Origin of the sequence: Pseudomonas sp. Z18(2022) (genome assembly GCF_036346535.1) — a bacterium.
GTDB classification, from domain to species: Bacteria; Pseudomonadota; Gammaproteobacteria; order Pseudomonadales; family Pseudomonadaceae; genus Aquipseudomonas; species Aquipseudomonas yamanorum_A.
This window is the reverse complement of record NZ_JAOTOA010000006.1, coordinates 80,812-100,179: the sequence shown is the minus strand read 5'-3', so window position 1 is coordinate 100,179 and position 19,368 is coordinate 80,812. Positions and strand designations below refer to the sequence as shown.

At 62.3% G+C, this 19,368-nt stretch carries 15 protein-coding genes; 7 read left to right on the top strand and 8 right to left on the bottom strand.

Annotated features, from left to right (window positions below):
* Window positions 1-6: 6 nt before the first annotated feature.
* The 6 genes from V3W39_RS15475 to V3W39_RS15450 all read left to right on the top strand — a co-directional run bounded on the left by V3W39_RS15475 (window position 7) and on the right by V3W39_RS15450 (window position 6,732).
* Complete coding sequence (locus tag V3W39_RS15475) at window positions 7-768, top strand: SDR family NAD(P)-dependent oxidoreductase (protein ID WP_088424088.1); 762 nt, start codon at window positions 7-9, stop codon at window positions 766-768.
* 144 nt (window positions 769-912) lie between these two features.
* Window positions 913-1,662, top strand: coding sequence for an SDR family NAD(P)-dependent oxidoreductase (locus V3W39_RS15470; protein ID WP_177114849.1), 750 nt, complete (start codon window positions 913-915; stop codon window positions 1,660-1,662).
* A 13-nt stretch (window positions 1,663-1,675) separates the two neighbouring features.
* Entirely contained in the window at window positions 1,676-1,969 is a 294-nt protein-coding gene (locus V3W39_RS15465) for a hypothetical protein (protein ID WP_330212915.1), read from the top strand.
* 85 nt (window positions 1,970-2,054) lie between these two features.
* Entirely contained in the window at window positions 2,055-3,029 is a 975-nt protein-coding gene (locus V3W39_RS15460; protein WP_330212914.1) for a CobW family GTP-binding protein, read from the top strand.
* A complete protein-coding gene (locus tag V3W39_RS15455) occupies window positions 3,026-4,198 on the top strand; it encodes an ABC transporter substrate-binding protein (protein ID WP_294734421.1) in 1,173 nt (390 codons plus the stop codon). Before V3W39_RS15460 ends, V3W39_RS15455 begins: the two co-directional genes overlap by 4 nt.
* A gap of 197 nt (window positions 4,199-4,395) precedes the next feature.
* On the top strand, window positions 4,396-6,732 hold the full coding sequence (locus V3W39_RS15450) for a putative bifunctional diguanylate cyclase/phosphodiesterase (RefSeq protein ID WP_259196247.1): 2,337 nt from the start codon (window positions 4,396-4,398) through the stop codon (window positions 6,730-6,732).
* 61 nt (window positions 6,733-6,793) lie between these two features.
* On the opposite strand, the gene V3W39_RS15445 is transcribed toward V3W39_RS15450, so the two are convergent.
* The 6 genes from V3W39_RS15445 to V3W39_RS15420 all read right to left on the bottom strand — a co-directional run bounded on the left by V3W39_RS15445 (window position 6,794) and on the right by V3W39_RS15420 (window position 14,972).
* Window positions 6,794-9,211: a glucose/quinate/shikimate family membrane-bound PQQ-dependent dehydrogenase gene (locus V3W39_RS15445; RefSeq protein WP_177047155.1), complete on the bottom strand. Its 2,418-nt coding sequence runs from the start codon at window positions 9,209-9,211 to the stop codon at window positions 6,794-6,796.
* Between the two features lie 113 nt (window positions 9,212-9,324).
* Window positions 9,325-10,662 carry a carbohydrate porin gene (locus tag V3W39_RS15440; protein WP_177047153.1) on the bottom strand — a complete coding sequence of 446 codons (1,338 nt, stop codon included), beginning with the start codon at window positions 10,660-10,662 and terminating at the stop codon, window positions 9,325-9,327.
* Window positions 10,663-10,876: 214 nt separating this feature from the next.
* Complete coding sequence (locus tag V3W39_RS15435) at window positions 10,877-12,154, bottom strand: type II toxin-antitoxin system HipA family toxin (protein ID WP_330212913.1); 1,278 nt, start codon at window positions 12,152-12,154, stop codon at window positions 10,877-10,879.
* Window positions 12,151-12,600 (bottom strand): helix-turn-helix domain-containing protein, encoded by a 450-nt coding sequence (locus tag V3W39_RS15430; RefSeq protein ID WP_177047149.1) that lies wholly within the window; start codon window positions 12,598-12,600, stop codon window positions 12,151-12,153. Before V3W39_RS15430 ends, V3W39_RS15435 begins: the two co-directional genes overlap by 4 nt.
* Window positions 12,601-12,726: 126 nt before the next feature.
* The gene (locus V3W39_RS15425) at window positions 12,727-13,989 is read right to left on the bottom strand and encodes a 2-aminoadipate transaminase (RefSeq protein WP_330212912.1); all 1,263 of its coding nucleotides are present in this window, start codon (window positions 13,987-13,989) and stop codon (window positions 12,727-12,729) included.
* Between the two features lie 89 nt (window positions 13,990-14,078).
* Window positions 14,079-14,972 carry a LysR substrate-binding domain-containing protein gene (locus tag V3W39_RS15420; protein WP_330212911.1) on the bottom strand — a complete coding sequence of 298 codons (894 nt, stop codon included), beginning with the start codon at window positions 14,970-14,972 and terminating at the stop codon, window positions 14,079-14,081.
* A gap of 145 nt (window positions 14,973-15,117) precedes the next feature.
* Here V3W39_RS15420 and V3W39_RS15415 point away from each other — a divergent pair, with 145 nt between their 5' ends.
* The gene (locus tag V3W39_RS15415) at window positions 15,118-16,146 is read left to right on the top strand and encodes an amino acid ABC transporter substrate-binding protein (protein WP_177121246.1); all 1,029 of its coding nucleotides are present in this window, start codon (window positions 15,118-15,120) and stop codon (window positions 16,144-16,146) included.
* A 3-nt stretch (window positions 16,147-16,149) separates the two neighbouring features.
* On the opposite strand, the gene V3W39_RS15410 is transcribed toward V3W39_RS15415, so the two are convergent.
* Window positions 16,150-17,163, bottom strand: coding sequence for a sensor domain-containing diguanylate cyclase (locus V3W39_RS15410; protein ID WP_177121245.1), 1,014 nt, complete (start codon window positions 17,161-17,163; stop codon window positions 16,150-16,152).
* Window positions 17,164-17,386: 223 nt separating this feature from the next.
* Window positions 17,387-19,285: an alkaline phosphatase D family protein gene (locus V3W39_RS15405; RefSeq protein WP_330212910.1), complete on the bottom strand. Its 1,899-nt coding sequence runs from the start codon at window positions 19,283-19,285 to the stop codon at window positions 17,387-17,389.
* Window positions 19,286-19,368: the final 83 nt, after the last annotated feature.

Sequence of the window (19,368 nt, the reverse complement as noted above, 5' to 3'; positions counted from 1 at the left end):
GATGTGATGAGTCGTAAAGTTGCCTTGATTACCGGTGCCGCCAGCGGCATCGGCCAGGCCCTCGCGGTGGCGTATGCCCGCAGCGGCGTGGCGGTGGTGGGCGGGTATTACCCGGCCGATCCTCACGACCCGCATCACACCGTCGCGCTGGTGGAAGAGGCCGGCGGTGAATGCCTGATGTTGCCGCTGGACGTGGGTGACACCGCGTCGGTGGACAACCTGGCGGCCCAGGCGATCCAGCATTTTGGTCGCCTCGATTACGCGGTGGCCAACGCTGGGTTGTTAAGGCGCGCACCGTTGCTGGAGATGACCGACGAACTGTGGAACGAGATGCTCAACGTCGACCTGACCGGGGTGATGCGCACGTTCCGGGCGGCGACTCGGCACATGCATGAAGGCGGCGCGCTGGTGGCGATTTCGTCGATTGCCGGTGGCGTGTATGGCTGGCAGGAGCACGCACATTACGCGGCGGCCAAGGCCGGTGTGCCGGGGTTGTGCCGGTCGCTGGCGGTGGAGTTGGCGCCGCTGGGGATACGCTGCAATGCGGTGATTCCTGGGTTGATCGAGACGCCGCAGTCGCTGGACGCGAAGAACTCCCTGGGGCCGGAAGGGCTGGCGAAAGCCGCGCGGGCGATCCCGCTGGGCCGAGTCGGGCGGGCGGATGAAGTGGCGTCCCTGGTGCGGTTTTTGACCAGCGAGGAATCGAGCTACCTGACCGGGCAAAGCATCGTGATTGATGGTGGGCTGACCGTGCGCTGGCCGGATTGATGCGGTTTTAAGCCTGATGCAATTCAAGTGTGGGAGCTGGCTTGCCTGCGATACAGACAACTCGGTCCTTCAGATACACCGAGGTGATGCCATCGCAGGCAAGCCAGCTCCCACAGGTAACACTCGACCCGTGGAGGAATAACAATGCCCCAACTCGCTAACCGCCGCGCCGTGATCACCGGAGCCGGCAGCGGCATCGGCGCCGCCATCGCCCGCGCCTACGCCGTCGAAGGCGCGCGGTTGCTATTGGCCGACCGCGACGCCGCAACCCTCGCCGAAACCGCGATCACCTGCCGCAACCTCGGCGCCGAAGTCCTCGAATGCGTGGCCGACGTCGGCACCGTCGACGGCGCCCAGGCCAGCGTCGATGCCTGCGTTGCCCACTACGGCGGCATCGACATTCTGGTCAACAACGCCGGCATGCTGACCCAGGCCCGTTGCGTCGACCTGACCATCGACCTGTGGAACGACATGCTGCGCGTCGATCTCACCAGCGTCTTCGTCGCCAGCCAGCGAGCGTTGCCCCACATGATCGCCCAGCGCTGGGGCCGGATCATCAACGTCGCCTCGCAGCTGGGGATCAAGGGCGGCGCCGAGCTGACGCACTATGCTGCGGCCAAGGCCGGCGTCATTGGTTTCACAAAGTCCCTGGCGCTGGAGGTAGCCAAGGACAATGTGTTGGTCAACGCCATCGCACCCGGGCCGATTGAGACACCGTTGGTAGGCGGCATCAGCGACACCTGGAAACGCGCCAAGGCCGCCGAGTTGCCCCTGGGCCGTTTCGGCCTGGCGGACGAAGTGGCGCCCACCGCCGTGCTGCTGGCCAGTGAGCCCGGCGGCAATCTGTTCGTGGGCCAGACGCTGGGCCCGAATTCCGGCGATGTCATGCCATGAGCGGGCAATAAGCATGTGCGGACTCTGTGGCCTGCTGGGTGAAGACCTGCACTGGAGCGATCCGCTGGGCGATGAACTGCCGCGCCGGCGCGAACGCCTGCGCCGAATCGCCGCGATCAATCAGGTGCTGGCGGTGTTCCGGCTCAAGGTCGAAGATTTCCAGGGCGCGTCCTATCTGCTGCTGGGCGCCACCGGCAAACAGGAATTGGCCAGCGGCCTGGATCAATTGTGGCGGGCGGCAGAGAACATGCTCGGTCGACCGCTGGACCCGTTGGACCCGCATCTGCTGGATCATCTGGAGCTGTAGGAGCCCGGCTTGCTGGCGATGGCGATATGAAGGGCGCCATCGCCGGCAAGCCGGGCTCCTACAGGGGCATCATTGAGGTAGAAATATGAGCATCGCTCTAAACGTCATCACCGGCTTCCTCGGCAGCGGCAAGACCACTTTGCTCAAGCGCCTGCTGCAAGGCGAAAGCCTCGGCGACACGGCGTTGCTGATCAATGAATTCGGCGACGTCGGCATCGACCATCTGTTGGTGGAGGAAGTCGCGCCGGACACCGTGCTGCTGCCCAGCGGTTGCGTCTGCTGTTCGATTCGCGGCGAGTTGAAAGACGCCTTGCTCGGCCTGTTGCAGCGCCGCGAGCGCGGCGAGATTCCGGCCTTCAAGCGGGTGATCCTGGAAACCACCGGCCTGGCCGACCCGGCGCCGATCCTCGCCACCTTGAACAACGACGTGCAACTGCGCGGGCGCTTTCATATCGGCCTGGTGGTGACGCTGGTAGACGCCAGCCACGCCGTCTTGCAAGAACGCCTGCACCCGGAATGGCTGGCGCAGGTGGCCGCCGCCGATCGCCTGCTGTTGAGCAAGACCGACCTCGTCGAAGACTGCGACTCGCTGCGCGCGCACTTGCAGGCACTGAACGCCGGCACGCCGATCCTCAACACCTGCGATATCGACAGCGGTGAACAACTGCTGCTCGGCGAAGGTTTGCGCAGTGCGCAACCTGCGGCGGAAGTCAGCCGCTGGAAACTCCATCAAACCACCGCCGCCAACCACGGCGCGGCGCAGGTCTGCTGCCTGACCTTCGACCAGCCGCTGGATTGGGTGGGCTTCGGGGTCTGGTTATCGATGCTGTTAAGATGCCACGGCGAACGTATTCTTCGCGTCAAAGGATTGCTCAACGTGAACGCAAGTTTGGCTCCCATCGTCATTCATGGCGTGCAGCACTGCCTGCATGCCCCGGTTCACCTGCCTGCCTGGCCGGGCACCGACCGGCAATCGCGCCTGGTGTTTATCCTGCGCGGCCTCGACCCGGCGTTGCTGCACCGCTCCTTTGAAGTGTTCTCCAGAAGGTTCGCGGCATGATCACGCTTCGTGTCCTGGGCACCTCGGTTACCTTGCTTGAATCCTTGCGTGTGCGCGCCGAACAGGAGCTGGGCATTCGCCTGGTGTACCAGGTGCATGATGTCGAGCAGGCCCAGCGCATCGCGGTGATGCAGCCCGACAGCTACGACCTGTATGACCAGTGGTTTCACAACGTCGACTTCGTGTGGCCGGCGCGGGCGATCCAGCCGATCGACACCCGGCGCATTGCTTTGTGGCACGAGATCAACGACCTGCCCAAGCGCGGCCGCCTGTCGGCCAACGACCGCCTGGGCAGCGGCAGTGTGCCCAGCGAGCGTCTGTTCGTGCAGCACGACGGCAGCCTGGGCAGCACCGTCACCGAACGCATCAGCATGCTGCCCCTGACCCACAACGCCGACAGTTTTGCCTACCGCCCGGAGCGCTTGCCCGAAGGGTTCAACCGCGCCAACGAGAGCTGGGGCTGGCTGCTGGACCCGGCCTGGGGCGCGCGTACCGCGCTGCAAAGCGACGCCGCCATCGGTGCCCTCGACGCGGCGCTGGCGGTGCAGGGCGCGGGGCTGGCGAGCTTCAAGGACATCGGCAACATGAGCATCGAAGAGATCGATGTGCTGGCGGATATCCTGGTGCGCAAACAGAGGGAAGGGCACTTCGCGGCGTTCTGGTCCGATGACGAGGAAGCGGCGCAACTGATGCTCAGCCCGAGCATCGACATCCAGAGTTTGTGGTCACCGACCCTGATGCGCCTGCATCGGGCCGGGGTCAAATACCGCCTGGCGGTGCCTCGTGAAGGCTATCGCGCCTGGTTTGGCGGGTTGTCGTTGTCGCGCCATGCCAAGGGCCCGGTGCTGGACGCGGCCTATGCCTACCTCAACTGGTGGCTGTCCGGCTGGCCCGGCGCGGTGATGGCGCGCCAGGGTTATTACATCGGCAACCCGGCCCGCAGCCGCGATCACCTGAGCAGCGCCGAATGGGATTACTGGTACGCCGGCCTGCCCGCCCGGGAAGAGCTTTTGGGCAGCGATGGCTTGCCGCTGATCGATGTGGGCGAAGTGCGTGACGGTGGGTCCTACGAGCAACGCATGGGGCATATCGCGGTGTGGAACTCGGTGATGGACGAGCACAACTACCTCGTGCGGCGTTGGGGGGACTTCATGCGGGCACGGAGTTGAGGCTCGTCGCCAAATTAATGACGGTAAGGTTCCCGTATTTATTGGGTGCACTTCTTCTCTTGCACAGCTAATCTGGATAATTCGAATGTCCTTGTTGAAAAGACATTTATTTGACGCCAGGTCAGCTGTCGCGAGGGACGCGTATGACGAAGGAACGTTTCGGCTGGAGGAGGCGAGCGCTGCCAGAGGGCACCAAAATGAGGTGGCGCCATACGTTTCAAACCCGGATCGCCGGGGTGCTGGCGCTGCTGTTGCTGGTGGTGGTGGCCGCGGTGTATTTCGCGGTGAAGACCGCCACCAATCGCGCCGTGGAAAACCAGGCCCAGGTACAACTGGAAACCGGCAGCCAGGTGTTCGAGCGTTTGCTCGACCTGCGTGGCCGGCGCCTGCAATACGGCCTGAACTGGCTGACGGCGGACTTGCCGTTTCGCCAGGCCGTCGCCGAGGGCGAGCCCGCCGTGATTCTCGCCGCCTTGCGCAGGCACGGCACCGGCCTGACGTCCAGTGAAGTGTTTGTGCTGGGCCTCGACGGCCAGGTGATGGTCAGCACGTTACAGGCGCTGACCCCCGGCCAGGCCTTTCCCTACAACGATGCCCTGCGCCAGGCCCGGCGCAGTGGCCTGCAAATGTTGATCGTGGCCCTCGATGGCCGGCCGTTTCTGCTGGTGCAGCAGGAGGTTGTCGACCCCGCACCGATTGCCCGCGTCGCCATGGGCTTTCCCATGGATGAAGTGTTTGCCAGTGAATTGCGCTCCATGAGCAACCTGGAGGTGTCGTTCATCAGCGTGCAGCGCGGTCAGCCCGGCGAATTGTTCAGCACCCAGCCCGAGGCCTTCCAGGCCTCGATTGCCAGTGACTTACAGGCCCCGTATATCAACCCCGTGGCGCAACTGAACCTGTTTCACGGCCAGCGTTATCTCAGCCAGGTGCTACCCCTGGGCAACACCGCAGACGGCGGTGAAGTGCGGGTGCTGCTGCAAAGCCCGCTGGACCACGCCCTTGAATCCTTCGCGCCGCTGGACCGGCAGTTTCTCGCGATCGCCCTGGTGGTGCTGCTGGTGTCCCTGGCGGGCGCATTGTTTTTGGCACGGAGGGTATCGCGCCCGCTCAACGCGCTGGTGCAGGCGGCCGAACGTATCGGTGCCGGTGACTACCGCACGCCGGTACGGGTTCGCAGCCATGATGAATTCGGCCTGCTGGCCCAGGCCTTCAACGCCATGCAAACCGGGATCGCCGTGCGCGAGCGGCAACTGGCCCACAACGCGCTGCATGACCCGCTCACCGGCTTGCCCAACCGCGCGCTGGCCATGGAGCGTCTGGGCAGCGCCATCAGTGCTGGCCGCCCCGTGGTGTTGCTGTACCTGGGCATTGAAAACTACCGCGTGATCAACGAGGGGTATGGCCCGGAAGGCGTGGAAGAAATGCTCCGCGAAGCCAGCCGCTGCCTGCTGTCGAGCCTGTCAGCCAGCGACACCGCCGCACGTATCACCGGCAGTGAATTCCTGCTGCTGCTGGAAAACACCGAGATCGACCGCGTGGTGGCCCTGGCCGACCGTTTGTACGGGCTGCTGACCGAACCCCAGCGCATTGGCGGCGATGAACTGCGCCACGAAGTGAGCATCGGCATCGCCGCTTACCCGGCAGACGGCCAGCAGGTTGAAGAGCTGATCAGCCGCGCCGCGATTGCCCGTCACGATGCGGCGGCGCTGCCGGGCTATTTGCAGATCTACCAACAGGACCGCGACCTTGCCCACCAACGCCAGATCAGCCTGATCCGCGACCTGCGCCGGGCGGCGGCAGAGGGCGAGCTGTACCTGTGTTATCAACCCAAGCTCGACCTGACCCACGGCCATGTACGCCAGGCCGAAGCGCTGCTGCGTTGGCAGCATCCGACCCTCGGGCTGGTATCGCCCGCCGAGTTCATTCCCCTGGCCGAGCGCACCGGCAGCATGGGCAGCCTGACCCAGTGGGTGATCGAAGAAGCCATCCGGCAATTGGCCGAATGGGAAGTGCGCGGACTGCAGGTGCAGTTGTCGGTGAACATCTCGGTGGACGACCTGGCCGATGACGGCCTGGCCCTGCGGGTGACCGAGTTGCTGGCGCATTACCGCGTATCGGCTCGGCAACTGATTTTCGAAATCACCGAAAGCGCGATCATGCACAACCCGGCCCAGGCCCTCAGCGTGCTGGAGCAACTGCGCGGCTGTGGCATCAGCCTGTCGGTGGACGACTTCGGTACCGGCTATTCATCCCTGGCGCAACTGCAACGCCTGCCGGTGCAGGAACTGAAGATCGACCAGTCGTTTGTGCGCAACCTCGACAGCACCTCCGGCGACGGCGTGATCGTGCGCTCCACCATTGAGATGAGCCACAACCTGGGGCTCAAGGTGGTGGCCGAAGGGGTGGAGTTCGAGCCGAGCCTCAAGCTGCTCAAGCTCTGGAAGTGCGACACGGCCCAGGGCTACCTGATCAGCCGGCCGTTGAATGCCATGGCCTTCGAAATGTGGATGCGCCGCGAACGCCTGCCGGTGTAGGCGGCACAAAAAAAGGCGGCTACCCATGAGGTAGCCGCCTTTTTCTTGCCGCCGGTATGACTTAATCCGGCAGTTTGAACGCCATCACATAGTCACCCTGCTTGGTGCCCAGGGAACCATGACCGCCGGCCATGACCAGCACGTACTGCTTGCCGTCCTTGCCGGTGTAGGTCATCGGTGTGGTCTGCGCGCCTGCTGGCAGGCGGCCTTCCCACAACTGCTTGCCGTTTTTCACGTCATAGGCACGCAGGTACTGGTCGAGCGTACCGCTGAGGAAGGACACGCCACCGGCGGTGGTGAACGTGCCGCCCAGGCTTGGCACGCCCATGGTCAGTGGAATCGGAACCGGCGAGCTGTCACGCACGGTGCCGTTTTTGTGCATCCAGATGGTCTGGTGGTTGGTCAGGTCGACCGCGGCCACATAACCCCACGCCGGCGCCTGGCACGGCAGGCCCAGTGGCGACAGCATGGCTTCGAGGATCACGCCGTACGGCGCACCTTTGTTCGGCTGCACGCCTTCGGTTTCGCTGACCCGTGGGCCTTGTTTGGCGATGTCGGCGGCCGGGATCAGTTTCGATTTGAACGCCATGTAGCTCGGGTTCACGAAGGCAATCTGGCGCACCGGGTCGACGGAGATGCCACCCCAGTCGAACACGCCGAAGTTACCCGGGTAAACGATCGAGCCTTGCAGCGATGGCGGGGTGAACGGACCGTCGTAGCGCATGGATTTGAAATCGATCCGGCACAGCATCTGGTCGAACGGCGTCACGCCCCACATGTCACGCTCCTTGAGGGGCGGTGGCATGAAGTTCAGATCGGATTTCGGTTGGGTCGGTGCGGTGTGATCGCCGGCCACTGCGCCTTGCGGTACAGGGATTTCGTTGATCGGCACCACTGGCTGACCGTTGGTGCGGTCCAGAGTGTAGATGCTGCCCTGCTTGGTCGACGCCATTACCGCTTGCTTCACGCCGTCAGCGGTCTTGATGTCGATCAGCGAAGGCTGGCCGCCCACGTCCATGTCCCACAGGTCATGGTGAGTGAACTGGAAGGTCCACTTCACGTGGCCACTGTCGATGTCCAGGGCGGTGAGGCCGGCGCTGTACTTCTCGGAGTCCGGAGTCCGGTCGCCGCCGTACTGGTCGGGCATCTGGTTACCCATCGGCAGGTAGAGCATGCCGAGTTTTTCGTCCACCGCGAACATCGACCACATGTTTGGCGAGTTGCGGGTGTAGGTCTTGCCCTCGGCCAACGGGGTGGTGTCGTCCGGGTTGCCGCTGTCCCAGTTCCACACCAGCTTGCCGGTGTGCACGTCGAACGCGCGGATCACGCCGCTAGGCTCGTCGGTGGAGACGTTGTCGGTCACGTGACCGCCGATCACCACCAGGTTCTTGGTGACGGCCGGTGGCGAGGTGGAGTAATAACCGCCTGGGGCAAAGGTGCCGATGTTGGCACGCAGGTCGATCTGGCCTTTGTCACCGAAGTCTTCGCACATCTTGCCGGTGTCGGCGTTCAGGGCGATCAGACGGGTGTCGGCGGTCGGTACGAAGATGCGTTTCGGGCAGGCATTCGGCGCGGCGGCCGGGCTGGCGCTGCCGGTCGGGCTTTGCTCGGAGGCATACACGGCGTCATCGTGATACGACACGCCACGGCAGGTCATGTGCGCCCAACCCTTGAAGTTGGCAGCCCCTTCGCTGCTGATCTTCGGGTCGAAACGCCAGATTTCCTTGCCGGTGTCCGGGTCCAGGGCAATCACCTGGCTGTGGGGCGTGCACACGTAGAGCATGCCGTTGACTTTCAGCGGGGTGTTTTCCGCGGTGGTTTCACCGGGATCGCCTGGGCCAGGGATGTCGCCGGTACGGTACGTCCAGGCTGGCACCAGCTTGTGGGCGTTTTCCGGGGTGATCTGCGCCAATGGCGAGTAGCGATCACCGAAGGCCGAGCGGCCGTAGGAGTTCCAGTCACCATCGGCCTGGGCCGGCGCGGCGCTCGCCATGCCCGGCACCGCATCGCGGTCCAGTTGGCCTTTCTTGACCAGTGCACCCGGGTCGGTGAACTGGCTGGCCAGCGCAGCAGCACCTGCCAGCACCACAGCGACGCTCAGGGCGCCAGTGCCCAGCGGCGCGGCTTGGCCACGCAGCAACGGACGGCGGAACCACGGGAGCAGCATGACAATGCCGAGGGCGAACAGCAGGGCCAGGCGCGGCACCAACTGCCACCAGTCCAGGCCGACTTCCCACAGCGCCCAGACGGTGCTGGCAAACAGCACCAGTGCGTACAAGCCCAGCGCCGCGCGGCGTGTCGCCAGCAGCAACAGGCCTGTGACGGTGATGCCGAGACCGGCCAGCAGGTAATACAGCGACCCGCCGAGCATGCTCAGCTTGATCCCCCCGGCCAACAAGGCCAGGCCCATTATCAGCAGCAAGATCCCCAGTAGCCTGGGCAGCAGGCGACTTGGACTTGAAGCACCATCAGTGCTCATAGTGTGGTTCTCCGTTACGTTTTGAATTGATTGCGCACAGTTCACTGTAGATGACGTTCCGGCGCAGGCATGGTTCAGGGGTAATTCGTTTCCTACAGAAATTAGTTGTGGCGTCAGAACGAACTTTGCAGCTTGATCCCGCCGATCAGCGCGTCATCCACCTGGGCCACGGCCCCGGGATGACGGATGTATTGCAGGTTCGGGCGCACCGTCAGCCAGTTGGTGACGTGGATGCCGTAATAGAGTTCGGCGCTGTATTCGGTGTGTTGAATCGGCGTGTAGGACGGGTCATCGAAGTCGTACACGGCGCGGGCCTGGTTGCTCGCCTCGGCGTTCTTGCGGTAGGCCGGGTTGACGTGCACGCGGGCCACGGCAAAGCCGATGTCGTCTTTGGCGCGGGCGTCGAACAGGCCCTTGTAGACCATGCCGGCCTGCACGTAGTTATCCACAGCGTTGGTTTTCTTGTCGTGCATCGTGCCGTTGGCGAACAGGCTCAAGCCGCGGGAGTGGTCGCTGGCCAGGCTGGTGACTTGCTGCTGCACGCCCAACCACACGCCATGTTTGCTCGAGGCGCTGCGATAGGCCTCGCCGCTGAGCGCTGCAGGCTGGTCGTTGCGGTCTTTGTAGACATCGCTGGCCTTGGCGCTGCTGTAGTAGTAACCGGCGCGGTATTCGCCAGGCAGGCCGTTGAGGGTGGGCGTCCACACCAGTTCGACCGGGAGCAGGGTGCCTTGGGTGCCGCTGCCACTGAGCTTGAAACCATTGCCGCGATCCAGGTTGGACGGATTCTGTTCATAAGCCCCGATCTGAGCGTAAAGCTCGGGTGTGAGGTGGTATTTGACTCGCAACGCCCACTGGCTCACCGGCCAGTTGTACCAGATGCTGCCCACCCAGTTGCCGACCTGCGAACCGCAGAACGCCAGGTTCTGGAAGTCGCAGGGGAAGCTGTTGAAGTCTTCGCCTTCGCCGAAACGCCCGGCCTTGATGTCGAGCTTCTGGTCAAAGAATTTCTGTTGGTACCACATCTGCGTCAGGCGCCAGGTCTGGCCACGGCCCCAGACTTCCTGGGACGAAGTGAACCCACCCACGCGCGGATCGTTGATCCGGTCATTGGTGATGTTATTGCCGCTGCGCTCGGTCACCGTCAGTTGGAACTCTGCGTCGTGCCAGCCGAGGATCTTCTGCAGATCCAGGTGCGTGCCCAGGCCGAATTGGTCGCTGTAGCGCGCCGTGCGGTCGTGGTCCGAGCCGCCGTGCAGGTTGCTGCCCATCTCGCCGGTGTAGTCGAACTTGAAGTCGTAGCCTTGTTGAGACAGCGCTGTCCGGGTGCCGCCGAAATCACCCAGCATCCACGGTGATTCAGCGTCAAAGGCAGGGGCGGCCTGGGCACAGGTGGCCAGACCGAAAGGCAGCAGCGCAGCGCACAAGCGCAGGTTTGGGAAAGCAGGCATAGGCAAAATGGGGTCTTAATATTTTATGGTTTTGAAACGCAAACAGCGGCCTGGCGCGTTCGCACAAAGGCGTTGAACACGGGCGGTCGGTGGTTTGATGGAGTGATGAAACGTTTCAGTTTGTTGCTGACAAGGATAATGCCCCGGCGCGGGGAGAGAAAGGGCTAAACGGAAGATGGATTCTTTCGGATTTGGTAATAGTGGCGTCGCGGGGTCATTGCGTGCCTGTGGACAACTTGAAGGCGGGGCTCATTTCCTCCTGCTCACGTCTTGAGATGCCCACTGCATTGGCCAGCGTTGACCACTGATTGACGACACCCTTGAAACGTTCGATAAGCGTATCGGCCTCCCGGAGCGGCACCCTGAAGAATCCGGCGACCGATCGCACCAAATCCAGATCCAGAGCGTTGTCATGTTCGCTGATGTTGAGTTTCAGGCCATGGCCATAACGGTCTGGATTCATATCGTAGGCAGGAGAGAGTCGCCACCCGCGGCCAGGCTCCAGCAGGAAACCGTGGTTGCGCAAGTGATCATCGGTGTTGGAGACCAATACGTTAAACAGGATTCGACACCACAGCTCGCGTAAGTCCGCTCGCGTCTCGGCGCCTTGGGTCATCAACACCCGTGCCAGCTCCAGATAGCTGACACCCGTTGAGGCATCGTCACCGTCGGTATGGCCAGTCAAGGTCATGGCAGAGGCAAAATGTACCCGTCGCCCCAGAGCGCTCCGATCAAAGCGTTTTACCCTGAAGCAGTGATGTTCGCTGGCGTAGCGTTCTGCATCCATGGGGGCGACGCGCAGTCCGCAGCCCTCGGCGAGGGACCCTGTGATGTATTCCCAGGCGCCTACATCGTGCTCATCGCGCAGGCTCGGAAACTTGGCAATCCAGAGATGCCCGTCGGTGTCCACCACGCTGGCTTTAGGGCGTGCGCCACCCAGTGAGCCGCCGGGAGCAATCAACATCCGCAGCCAGTCGCTGCCTTCGGCAGCGGTATTGTCGGTATCGTTTTCCAGGGCGCGGCTGGCGGCCTCCAATTCCCGCAGTTTGATCAGCGGTGGCGCCGCCAGACTGTCCTGATTGTCCAGAAAGGGCCCGTTTTCATCCCGCTTGAAACGCAGTGCGCCGACGCGGAATGTATCGTGTACACCCAACAGGAAGTCTGACTCCAGAAGCCGCGTGTGGGACGCAACTCTTGCGGCTCGTTTATCGCGTTCCAGCCGACGCTTCATCAGCATGCGTCCCCATCGGTCGGGGCTGGAGTCGGCGAATACGCCGAAGGTGTCGCGACCTTGCGGGGGGAACTGCGGGCCTTCGAACAAGGCTATGCGCGGGTCAAGTTGAGTCAGGCCCAACTGCGGATCAGCCAGCGCCTCAGGGTCGTATTCAAACTCAAACAACTCACTGGCACCGCCTTGGCGCGCATGCAGTACGCCAAGGCGCCGGGAGTGATTGAGCCCATCCCAGTCGGCATAAACGAAAATCCTGCTCATGGCTTGGATAACTCATCACGGGACGGGCTGAGGGGATTAATGATCAGGGCTGAAAGTTTCGAGGCCGGTTGCGTTTGAAACGAGACCGGCGGGGCGGTGCTGGCAGATGCAATTTGAGCCGCTTTCTTCATGCGAGGCTTGGTGGCTTCGCGCTTTTTGTTTGTGAGCGCGGAGTCTTGCAGCTGGCGTCCTACTGTATCGGTGTCGGCGATTGAGGCTATGTCCTGCTCGAGTCCGAGCACTTGCAGTACAGACAGGTAGGCACCGATGGTCACGCCCGTAGAACCTCGTTCCAGCGCGCGCAGAGTCATCAATGACATACCGGCACGCTCTGCCACTTGCTTGGCAGTGAGCTTGCGCCGCAAGCGCGCCAATCGCAGGCGCTCGCCCAAGTCCGCCAGTAATTGCTGGGTCATGGGGAGCAGGGGAGCGGTTTTTTTAGCCATTAGTGCAATTATTCCGGCGTTTTAAAATAAAAGATGCAGGAATAATAGCACTTTGTATGAGCGATTGGTGTGCAATTATTTTGGCTCTTTGGTCGGTATACGGCCAAAATAATTGCACTTATGCTGCTAGTGGCTAACCTGGCCCAGCTTCACCAAACACCCCTCAAGAATATCCAGCCCTTCCTCCAGCACCACTGCCTCAATGGTCAACGGTGCCAGCAGGCGGATGATGTGCCGCGATTTGCCACTGGGCATCAGCAGCAAACCCGCGTCGCGGGCCAGGGCCAGCAGTTGGGTGAGTTGTTGTGGCGCCGGGCTGCCGTCAGCGTTGGCCAGTTCGATGCCGCGCATGGCACCCACGCCGGTCAAGCGGCCGAGATACGGCGAGAGCTTTTTCGAACGCCACGATTCATAACGGCTGACGATGGCTTCTTCCTGCTGCGCGCCCCAACTGTGCAGGTGTTCGTCAGTCATTTCATTCAGGGTGGCGAGCGCCGCCGCGCAGGCAATCGGGTTGCCGGAGTACGTGCCGCCCAAGCCGCCTTTGGGCAGGTTGTCGAGCAGCGATTTGCGCCCGACCACCGCGCCCAGCGGTACGCCGCCAGCGATGCTTTTGCCCAGCAGGATCAGGTCCGGCTCGATGCCCAGGCGCGAGAAGGCAAACCGCTGGCCGGTACGACCGAAGCCGGACTGGATTTCATCGGCAATCAGCAGGATGTTCTTCTCGTCGCAGAAGCGGCGCAGGGCCTGGGCGAACTCCACGTCCAGGGTCAGGAAACCACCTTCGCCCTGCACCGGCTCGATGATGAAACAAGCCACGTCGTTGACGTCGATTTCCACGCTGAACAGGCGGTCCATCGCCTTCAGCGCTTCGCCGCAGGTAACGCCGTTGTCGCGGCTGGGGAACGGCAGGTGGAACACCGGACCCGGCAGTACGCCGACTTTTTGCTTGTAGGGCGCGACCTTGCCATTGAGGTTCAAGGTGGCCAGCGTGCGGCCGTGAAAACCGCCGTCAAAGGCAATGACCGCTGTGCGGCCAGTGGCACCCCGGACGATTTTCAAGGCGTTTTCCGCGGCTTCCGCCCCGCTGTTGGTGAGCATGCCGCTGACCGGGTAATCCACCGGAATGAACGCGGTGAGACGGTCCATCAGTTCGATGTAGGGCGCATGAGGCACCGCGTTGAAGGCGTAGTGGGTGAGTTTGGTCGCCTGTTCGCGAATCGCCTCGACCACACGTGGGTTGCAGTGGCCCAGGTTGAGCACGCCGATGCCGCCGATGAAGTCGATGTAGCGTTTGCCGGTGATGTCCCAGACTTCTGCGTTCTTGCCATGGCTGAGGCTGATGGGATGGACGGTGGAAATCGACTGGCTGATGGTTTCGCGGCTCATAAATCCAGGACTCGAGAATAGGGTGCGTCCTTTTATCTAAGCCGTGAGCCGCCTTGTCCCGCAAACGAAATAAAGTCGCCGGGTCATTATTAAAAGTCGGGATGTGTTGTTGTGTACTCCACCATCCAGCTCAAGAACGCCTTCACTTTTGGAACCTCCCCGGCATGTTCGGCATGGGCGATAAAGTGCGCGCCGGCGCTGGGCATCGTGTAGTCCCAGGGGATCATCAGGCTGCCGTTCGCCAGTTCCTCAGCCACCAGGTATTTGGGCACCAACGCCACGCCATACCCCGATTGGGCTGCGCGAATGCACATATAGAACGTGTCGAAGCGCGGGCCGTGGTAGCTGTTTTGCGAGTGCAGGCCCTGTTCCAGAAACCATTCGTGCCAGGCTTCGGGGCGGGAGGTGCATTGCAGCAAGGTGTGGCGGGACGAGGCGTCGCTGCCAGCGGCGACAAACCCCGGGGCGCACACCGGCACCACCGCTTCGCGAAACAACTCGATGCAGCTCGCTCCCGGCCACGATCCCTGGCCGAAGAAAAACGCGATATCCGCCTTGGCCTGCAGCACGTCGAACGGTTCCAGTTCGTTGCGCACGTCCAGGTGGATGTAGGGATGGCGCGCGGCAAAATCCTTGAGCTTGGGCACCAGCCAGCGGTCACCGAAGGTCGGCTGGGTGGCGATGCGCAGCACTTCGGTTTCGCCACCGTAGGTCAGGATGTAGCGGCTGGAAATATCCACCTGGTTGAGGATCTTGCGCACTTCTTCCAGGTACAGCGAGCCCGCTGGCGACAGGTACAGACGCTGGCGCACCCGCTGGAACAACGGGTGGCAGAGCATCTCCTCCAACTGCGCCACCTGCTTGCTCACCGCACTCTGGGTCAGGTGCAGCTCTTCGGCGGCGCGGGTGAAACTCAGGTGGCGGGCGGCGGCTTCGAAGCACTGCAGGGCCGTCATCGAAGGGGTCAAGCGTTTTGAAATCATGATGAGTTCATTCCAAATCGGAAGGAGCCTTTGCCTAAACGTCGTTTGTGGCCAAGGTGTAAAGCCGTTGATACTGACCGGCAACACTATAAACCGGCGCGGGTTTTTGGCGCCGAATAATAAAGACCGACAGGGAGCGCCTTGCATGAAGAACATGAAATCCACGTTGGCGGCATTCACTGCCGCCGCCGTATTGGGGCTGGCCGGGAGCGCACACGCAGGGGCGACCCTGGACGCGATCCAGAAGAAGGGTTTTATCCAGTGTGGAGTCAGCGACGGCTTGCCGGGTTTTGGCGTGCCGGACGCCAATGGCAAGATGACCGGCATCGATGTGGACGTGTGCCACGCCGTCGCGGCGGCACTGTTCGGTGATGCATCGAAAGTGAAGTTCAGCCAGTTGACCGCCAAGGAGCGTTTCACCGCGCTGCAGTCCGGCGAGATCGACCTGATTTCCCGCAACACCACCTGGACCAGTTCCCGCGACGCCGGCATGGGCATGGTGTTCACCGGCGTGACCTACTACGACGGCATCGGTTTTCTGGTGAACACCAAACTCGGCGTCAAAAGCGCCAAGGACCTAGACGGTGCGACCATCTGCATCCAGGCCGGTACCACCACCGAGCTGAACGTCTCTGACTACTTCCGCTCCAACGGCCTGAAGTACACACCGATCACCTTCGACACCGCCGACGAAAGCGCCAAGGGCCTCGAAGCCGGCCGCTGCGACGTGCTCACCACCGACCAGTCGGGCCTTTATGCCCAGCGAATCAAGATGGCGCATCCGGATGAGTTCGTGGTGTTGCCGGAAGTGATTTCCAAGGAGCCCCTGGGCCCGCTGGTACGCAAGGGCGATGACGAGTGGTTCAGCATCGTCAAATGGACCCTGTTCGCCATGCTCAACGCCGAAGAAATGGGCATCACCTCGCAGAACGTCGAAGAGCAGGCCAAGTCCAGCAAAAACCCGGACGTCGCCCGCCTGCTCGGGGCTGACGGTGACTACGGCAAGGACCTGAAGCTGCGCAAGGACTGGGTGGTGCAGATCGTCAAGCAAGTGGGCAACTACAGCGAAGTGTTCGAGCGCAACATCGGCCAGGGCAGTGTGCTGAAGATCAAGCGCGGGCTGAATGCCCTGTGGAGCAACGGCGGGATCCAGTACGCGCCGCCGGTGCGCTGAGGCTCACGACGACACGGTGTCTTTACCTGCCGCCTTGGAGCGATACAACGCCTGATCGGCCCTGGCCATCAGGCTTGTGGGTGACTCATCGTTGCGCCGCTCTACCACACCCAGGCTCAACGTCACCTTGAAGCTGCCCACGGCGGGCAGTTCCTTGAGCGCGGTGCGCATCCGTTCGGCCAGTGCCCGGGCGGTTTCCAACGTGCTTTTTGGGGCGATCACCATGAACTCATCGCCGCCCCAGCGAGCCAGCAAGTCGCCGGGGCTCAGGCAGGCTTCCAGGCATTCCACCACCCGCACCAGGGTTTCATCGCCTACGGCGTGGCCGAGCTGGTCGTTGATGGGCTTGAAGTCGTCAATATCCATGGCAATCAGCGACAGCGGCAGGCGAAACCGTTGGGCTCGATCGCACTCTTCCAGCAGGGCGCGCTCCAGGCGGTAACGATTGGCCACGCAGGTCAAAGTATCGCGTTCGGCCAGGGAGCGGTTTTCCTCCAGTTGCAACTGCAGTTGTTGATTGACCCGCGACAGCTCGCGCGTGCGCTCGGCCACCAGGGCTTCTAGGGATTGATTGCGTCGTTCCAGCTGTTCGATGGACTGTTTGCGCGCCTGGATGCTGCGGTGGGCACCGATCATGCGTGCCACTGAGCCGTCGTCGTTACGTGCGATCACGTAGCCACGGTCTTCGATCCACAGGTAGGAGCCATCTTTCTTGCGGCAGCGATACTCGGCTTGATAGTGAGTGGAGCGACGGTTGATGTAGTTATCAAACAGCACCATCACATTCGGATAGTCCTCGGGGTGAATCACGCTTTCCCAGGTGAATACGCTGTTTTCGAGGGAATGATGGGCGTAACCGAGCATTTCGTACCAGCCGGGGTTGCGATAGACGAACCCGGTGTTGGCGTTCCAGTCCCAGATCCCGTCGCTGACCAGCTCCATGACGGCATGCAGCATGTCAGCGTTAAGGTCGCAGAATTCGTTCCTTGACGGCCCGCTGGCGGATGTATCGTCCATTGCGCACTCCCTGCGTGGACTGGCTTTTAGGCCAGTCAAAGTTGACGCCGATACTCCGTGGCTGACGGTACTGTACAACGGCGCTTTGGCGCTTAGAAGGGGGGCTTTGGTCTAAATGAGGTATGGCAGATGGCCGCTGACTTTGTGTGGTTCAGCCTGAAACTGCGGGTTGAGCAGCTTCTGGAAATCACATGGGAAGGTTGATTGGCACGGGTCGGAAAGCTTACTTCGGCGCCACCATCCTCGTCTTTGGCGCCCCATTGGCATTGTGCTGATAAATCGCCTCAGGCTGCCCCTGCCGGTTAAAAAACACCTGTCCAATTCCCGCGGAGTTCCACAACCGTTCACCCGCTTCTGCGTGTTCCGGAATATGTGGCACCACCTGCATGGGCCGGCGATGGGTGAGCCAGTTCAGCGGTGAGCGCGGCGAATAGAGCCAGCGATTGAGGCGGTCGAACCATTCCAGCAGGCGCGGGGGGAATTCGTTCTTGATGCCGCTGCTGGTGATCTGCCAGATCTTCGGGCCCGCGTTGCGGTGGCGGATCAGCACTTCGTAGACGAACGAGTAGTGCACGTCCCCGGACAGGATCACGTAGTTGCCCGGGGTACGGGAGTGGCGAAAGATGTTGAGGATCACCTGCGCCGCACCGCGATGGGCCATCCAGTTTTCCGCGTCCACCAGCAGCGGGTAGCCACACCAGCTGAAGGCTTTCTGCACGGTCTCGATCAGCTTGACGCCAAAGATAGGCGCGGGGGAAACGATGATCGCGCTGGGGTGGTCCAGCAGTTCCTGTTGCAGTTCGCTCAAGGCTTCCCAGTCCAGCAGGCCGGACGGTTGCTTGAGGTTGAACTCACTGCGCCAGCGCCGGGTGCGGGTGTCGATCACCACCAGCGCGGGGGTGGTGGGCAGCACGTAATGCCATTGCTGGAACTGCAGCAGCTCGTTCACCAGTGCATCCTGGGCGCAGGCATCCAGAGGGTTGTCGCGGGCCTGTGTGGTGAGCGCCAGGGTTTTGTCCAGCAGGGCACCAAACGCATCCGGGTTGTTGCCCCAGCCCTGGCACAGCATGTAGGCCAGCAATGCGTTGCCGATGATGCGCTTGGAGAACGGGTGGCCGTAGGCGGTCTCTTCCCATTGGGCGCTGAGGTTCCAGTCGTCGGTGATGTCGTGATCATCGAAGATCATCAGGCAGGAAAGGTGGGCGAATACCCTCGCCACGCCGTCCAGGCCGTTACGAAACTTGTCGATCTGCACTTGCTCGCGTGCGTAGCGTGCCTGTTCTTCGGTGCTCAATCGCGGCGGTTGCGGGCTGATCAGCGTCCACGGCGTGGGCGACCAGGCCAGCAGGTACATTGCCATGACTTCCGCGAAGGTCACCAGGTGGTTGTCGGCACTGCTGCTGGTAAAAATCGGCTTCTTCACACCACCGAAAAACCGCTCGCGCAAGGTCTCGTTGCTTTCCAGGGCGGGCAGCAGGTCGGCGCGATGGTAGTAGCTGGCGGCATGCTCATAGAGCGCGGCGCTGTTGTCGACGACGGCACCCTCCAGCTGTTCATCGAACAGGCCAAGACGGGCAATCAGCGCGTGAATGGCCCGCAGCATGGGGCCCGCTACGTCATCGGCGTAGACCTGGTCGCCACTCATCATCAACAGGGCCGGGCGTTCGGCGATGGTGCTCGACTCCGCCAGCAGCCGATCGACGCACAGCAAACCTTCGTCGGCGCTGTGGTGGGGTTTGCGGCAGGAGCCGTGTACCAACTGGTGGATCCGGCTGTACAGGACGAAGTTCGGGGTTTGCCCGCGACCATACACCAGGTGAGGTGCCCACTGGGCAATGCCGGCGTTGTCGATCAGCAGGTCATAGCCGATGGTGATGTCCTGGGGCAAGGCGCTGTCGAGTGCGACGTCAATCAGATGAATAAACGCGTTGCGGCCCACGGGGATAACCTGGCAACGCGTGGCGTCCAGGTCGATGTCGAGTGCCTCCTGCGCAGAAGGCTTGAGCCGAAGGGTCAACGCCAGCTCCCGGCTTGCCACCAGCCACAGCACCAGACGCTGAGGTTCCAGGCGTCGTAGCAGCGGGCCAGCGATGACAGCGGGCAGGGGAGCAGATTCAGGCATCAGGGCAGCGGCTTTCTGGACAAGGGGGTGAAAGGGTAACGCAGTGGATGTCAGCGTTTTGTTAAGGGCGAAGTGCAACGCCA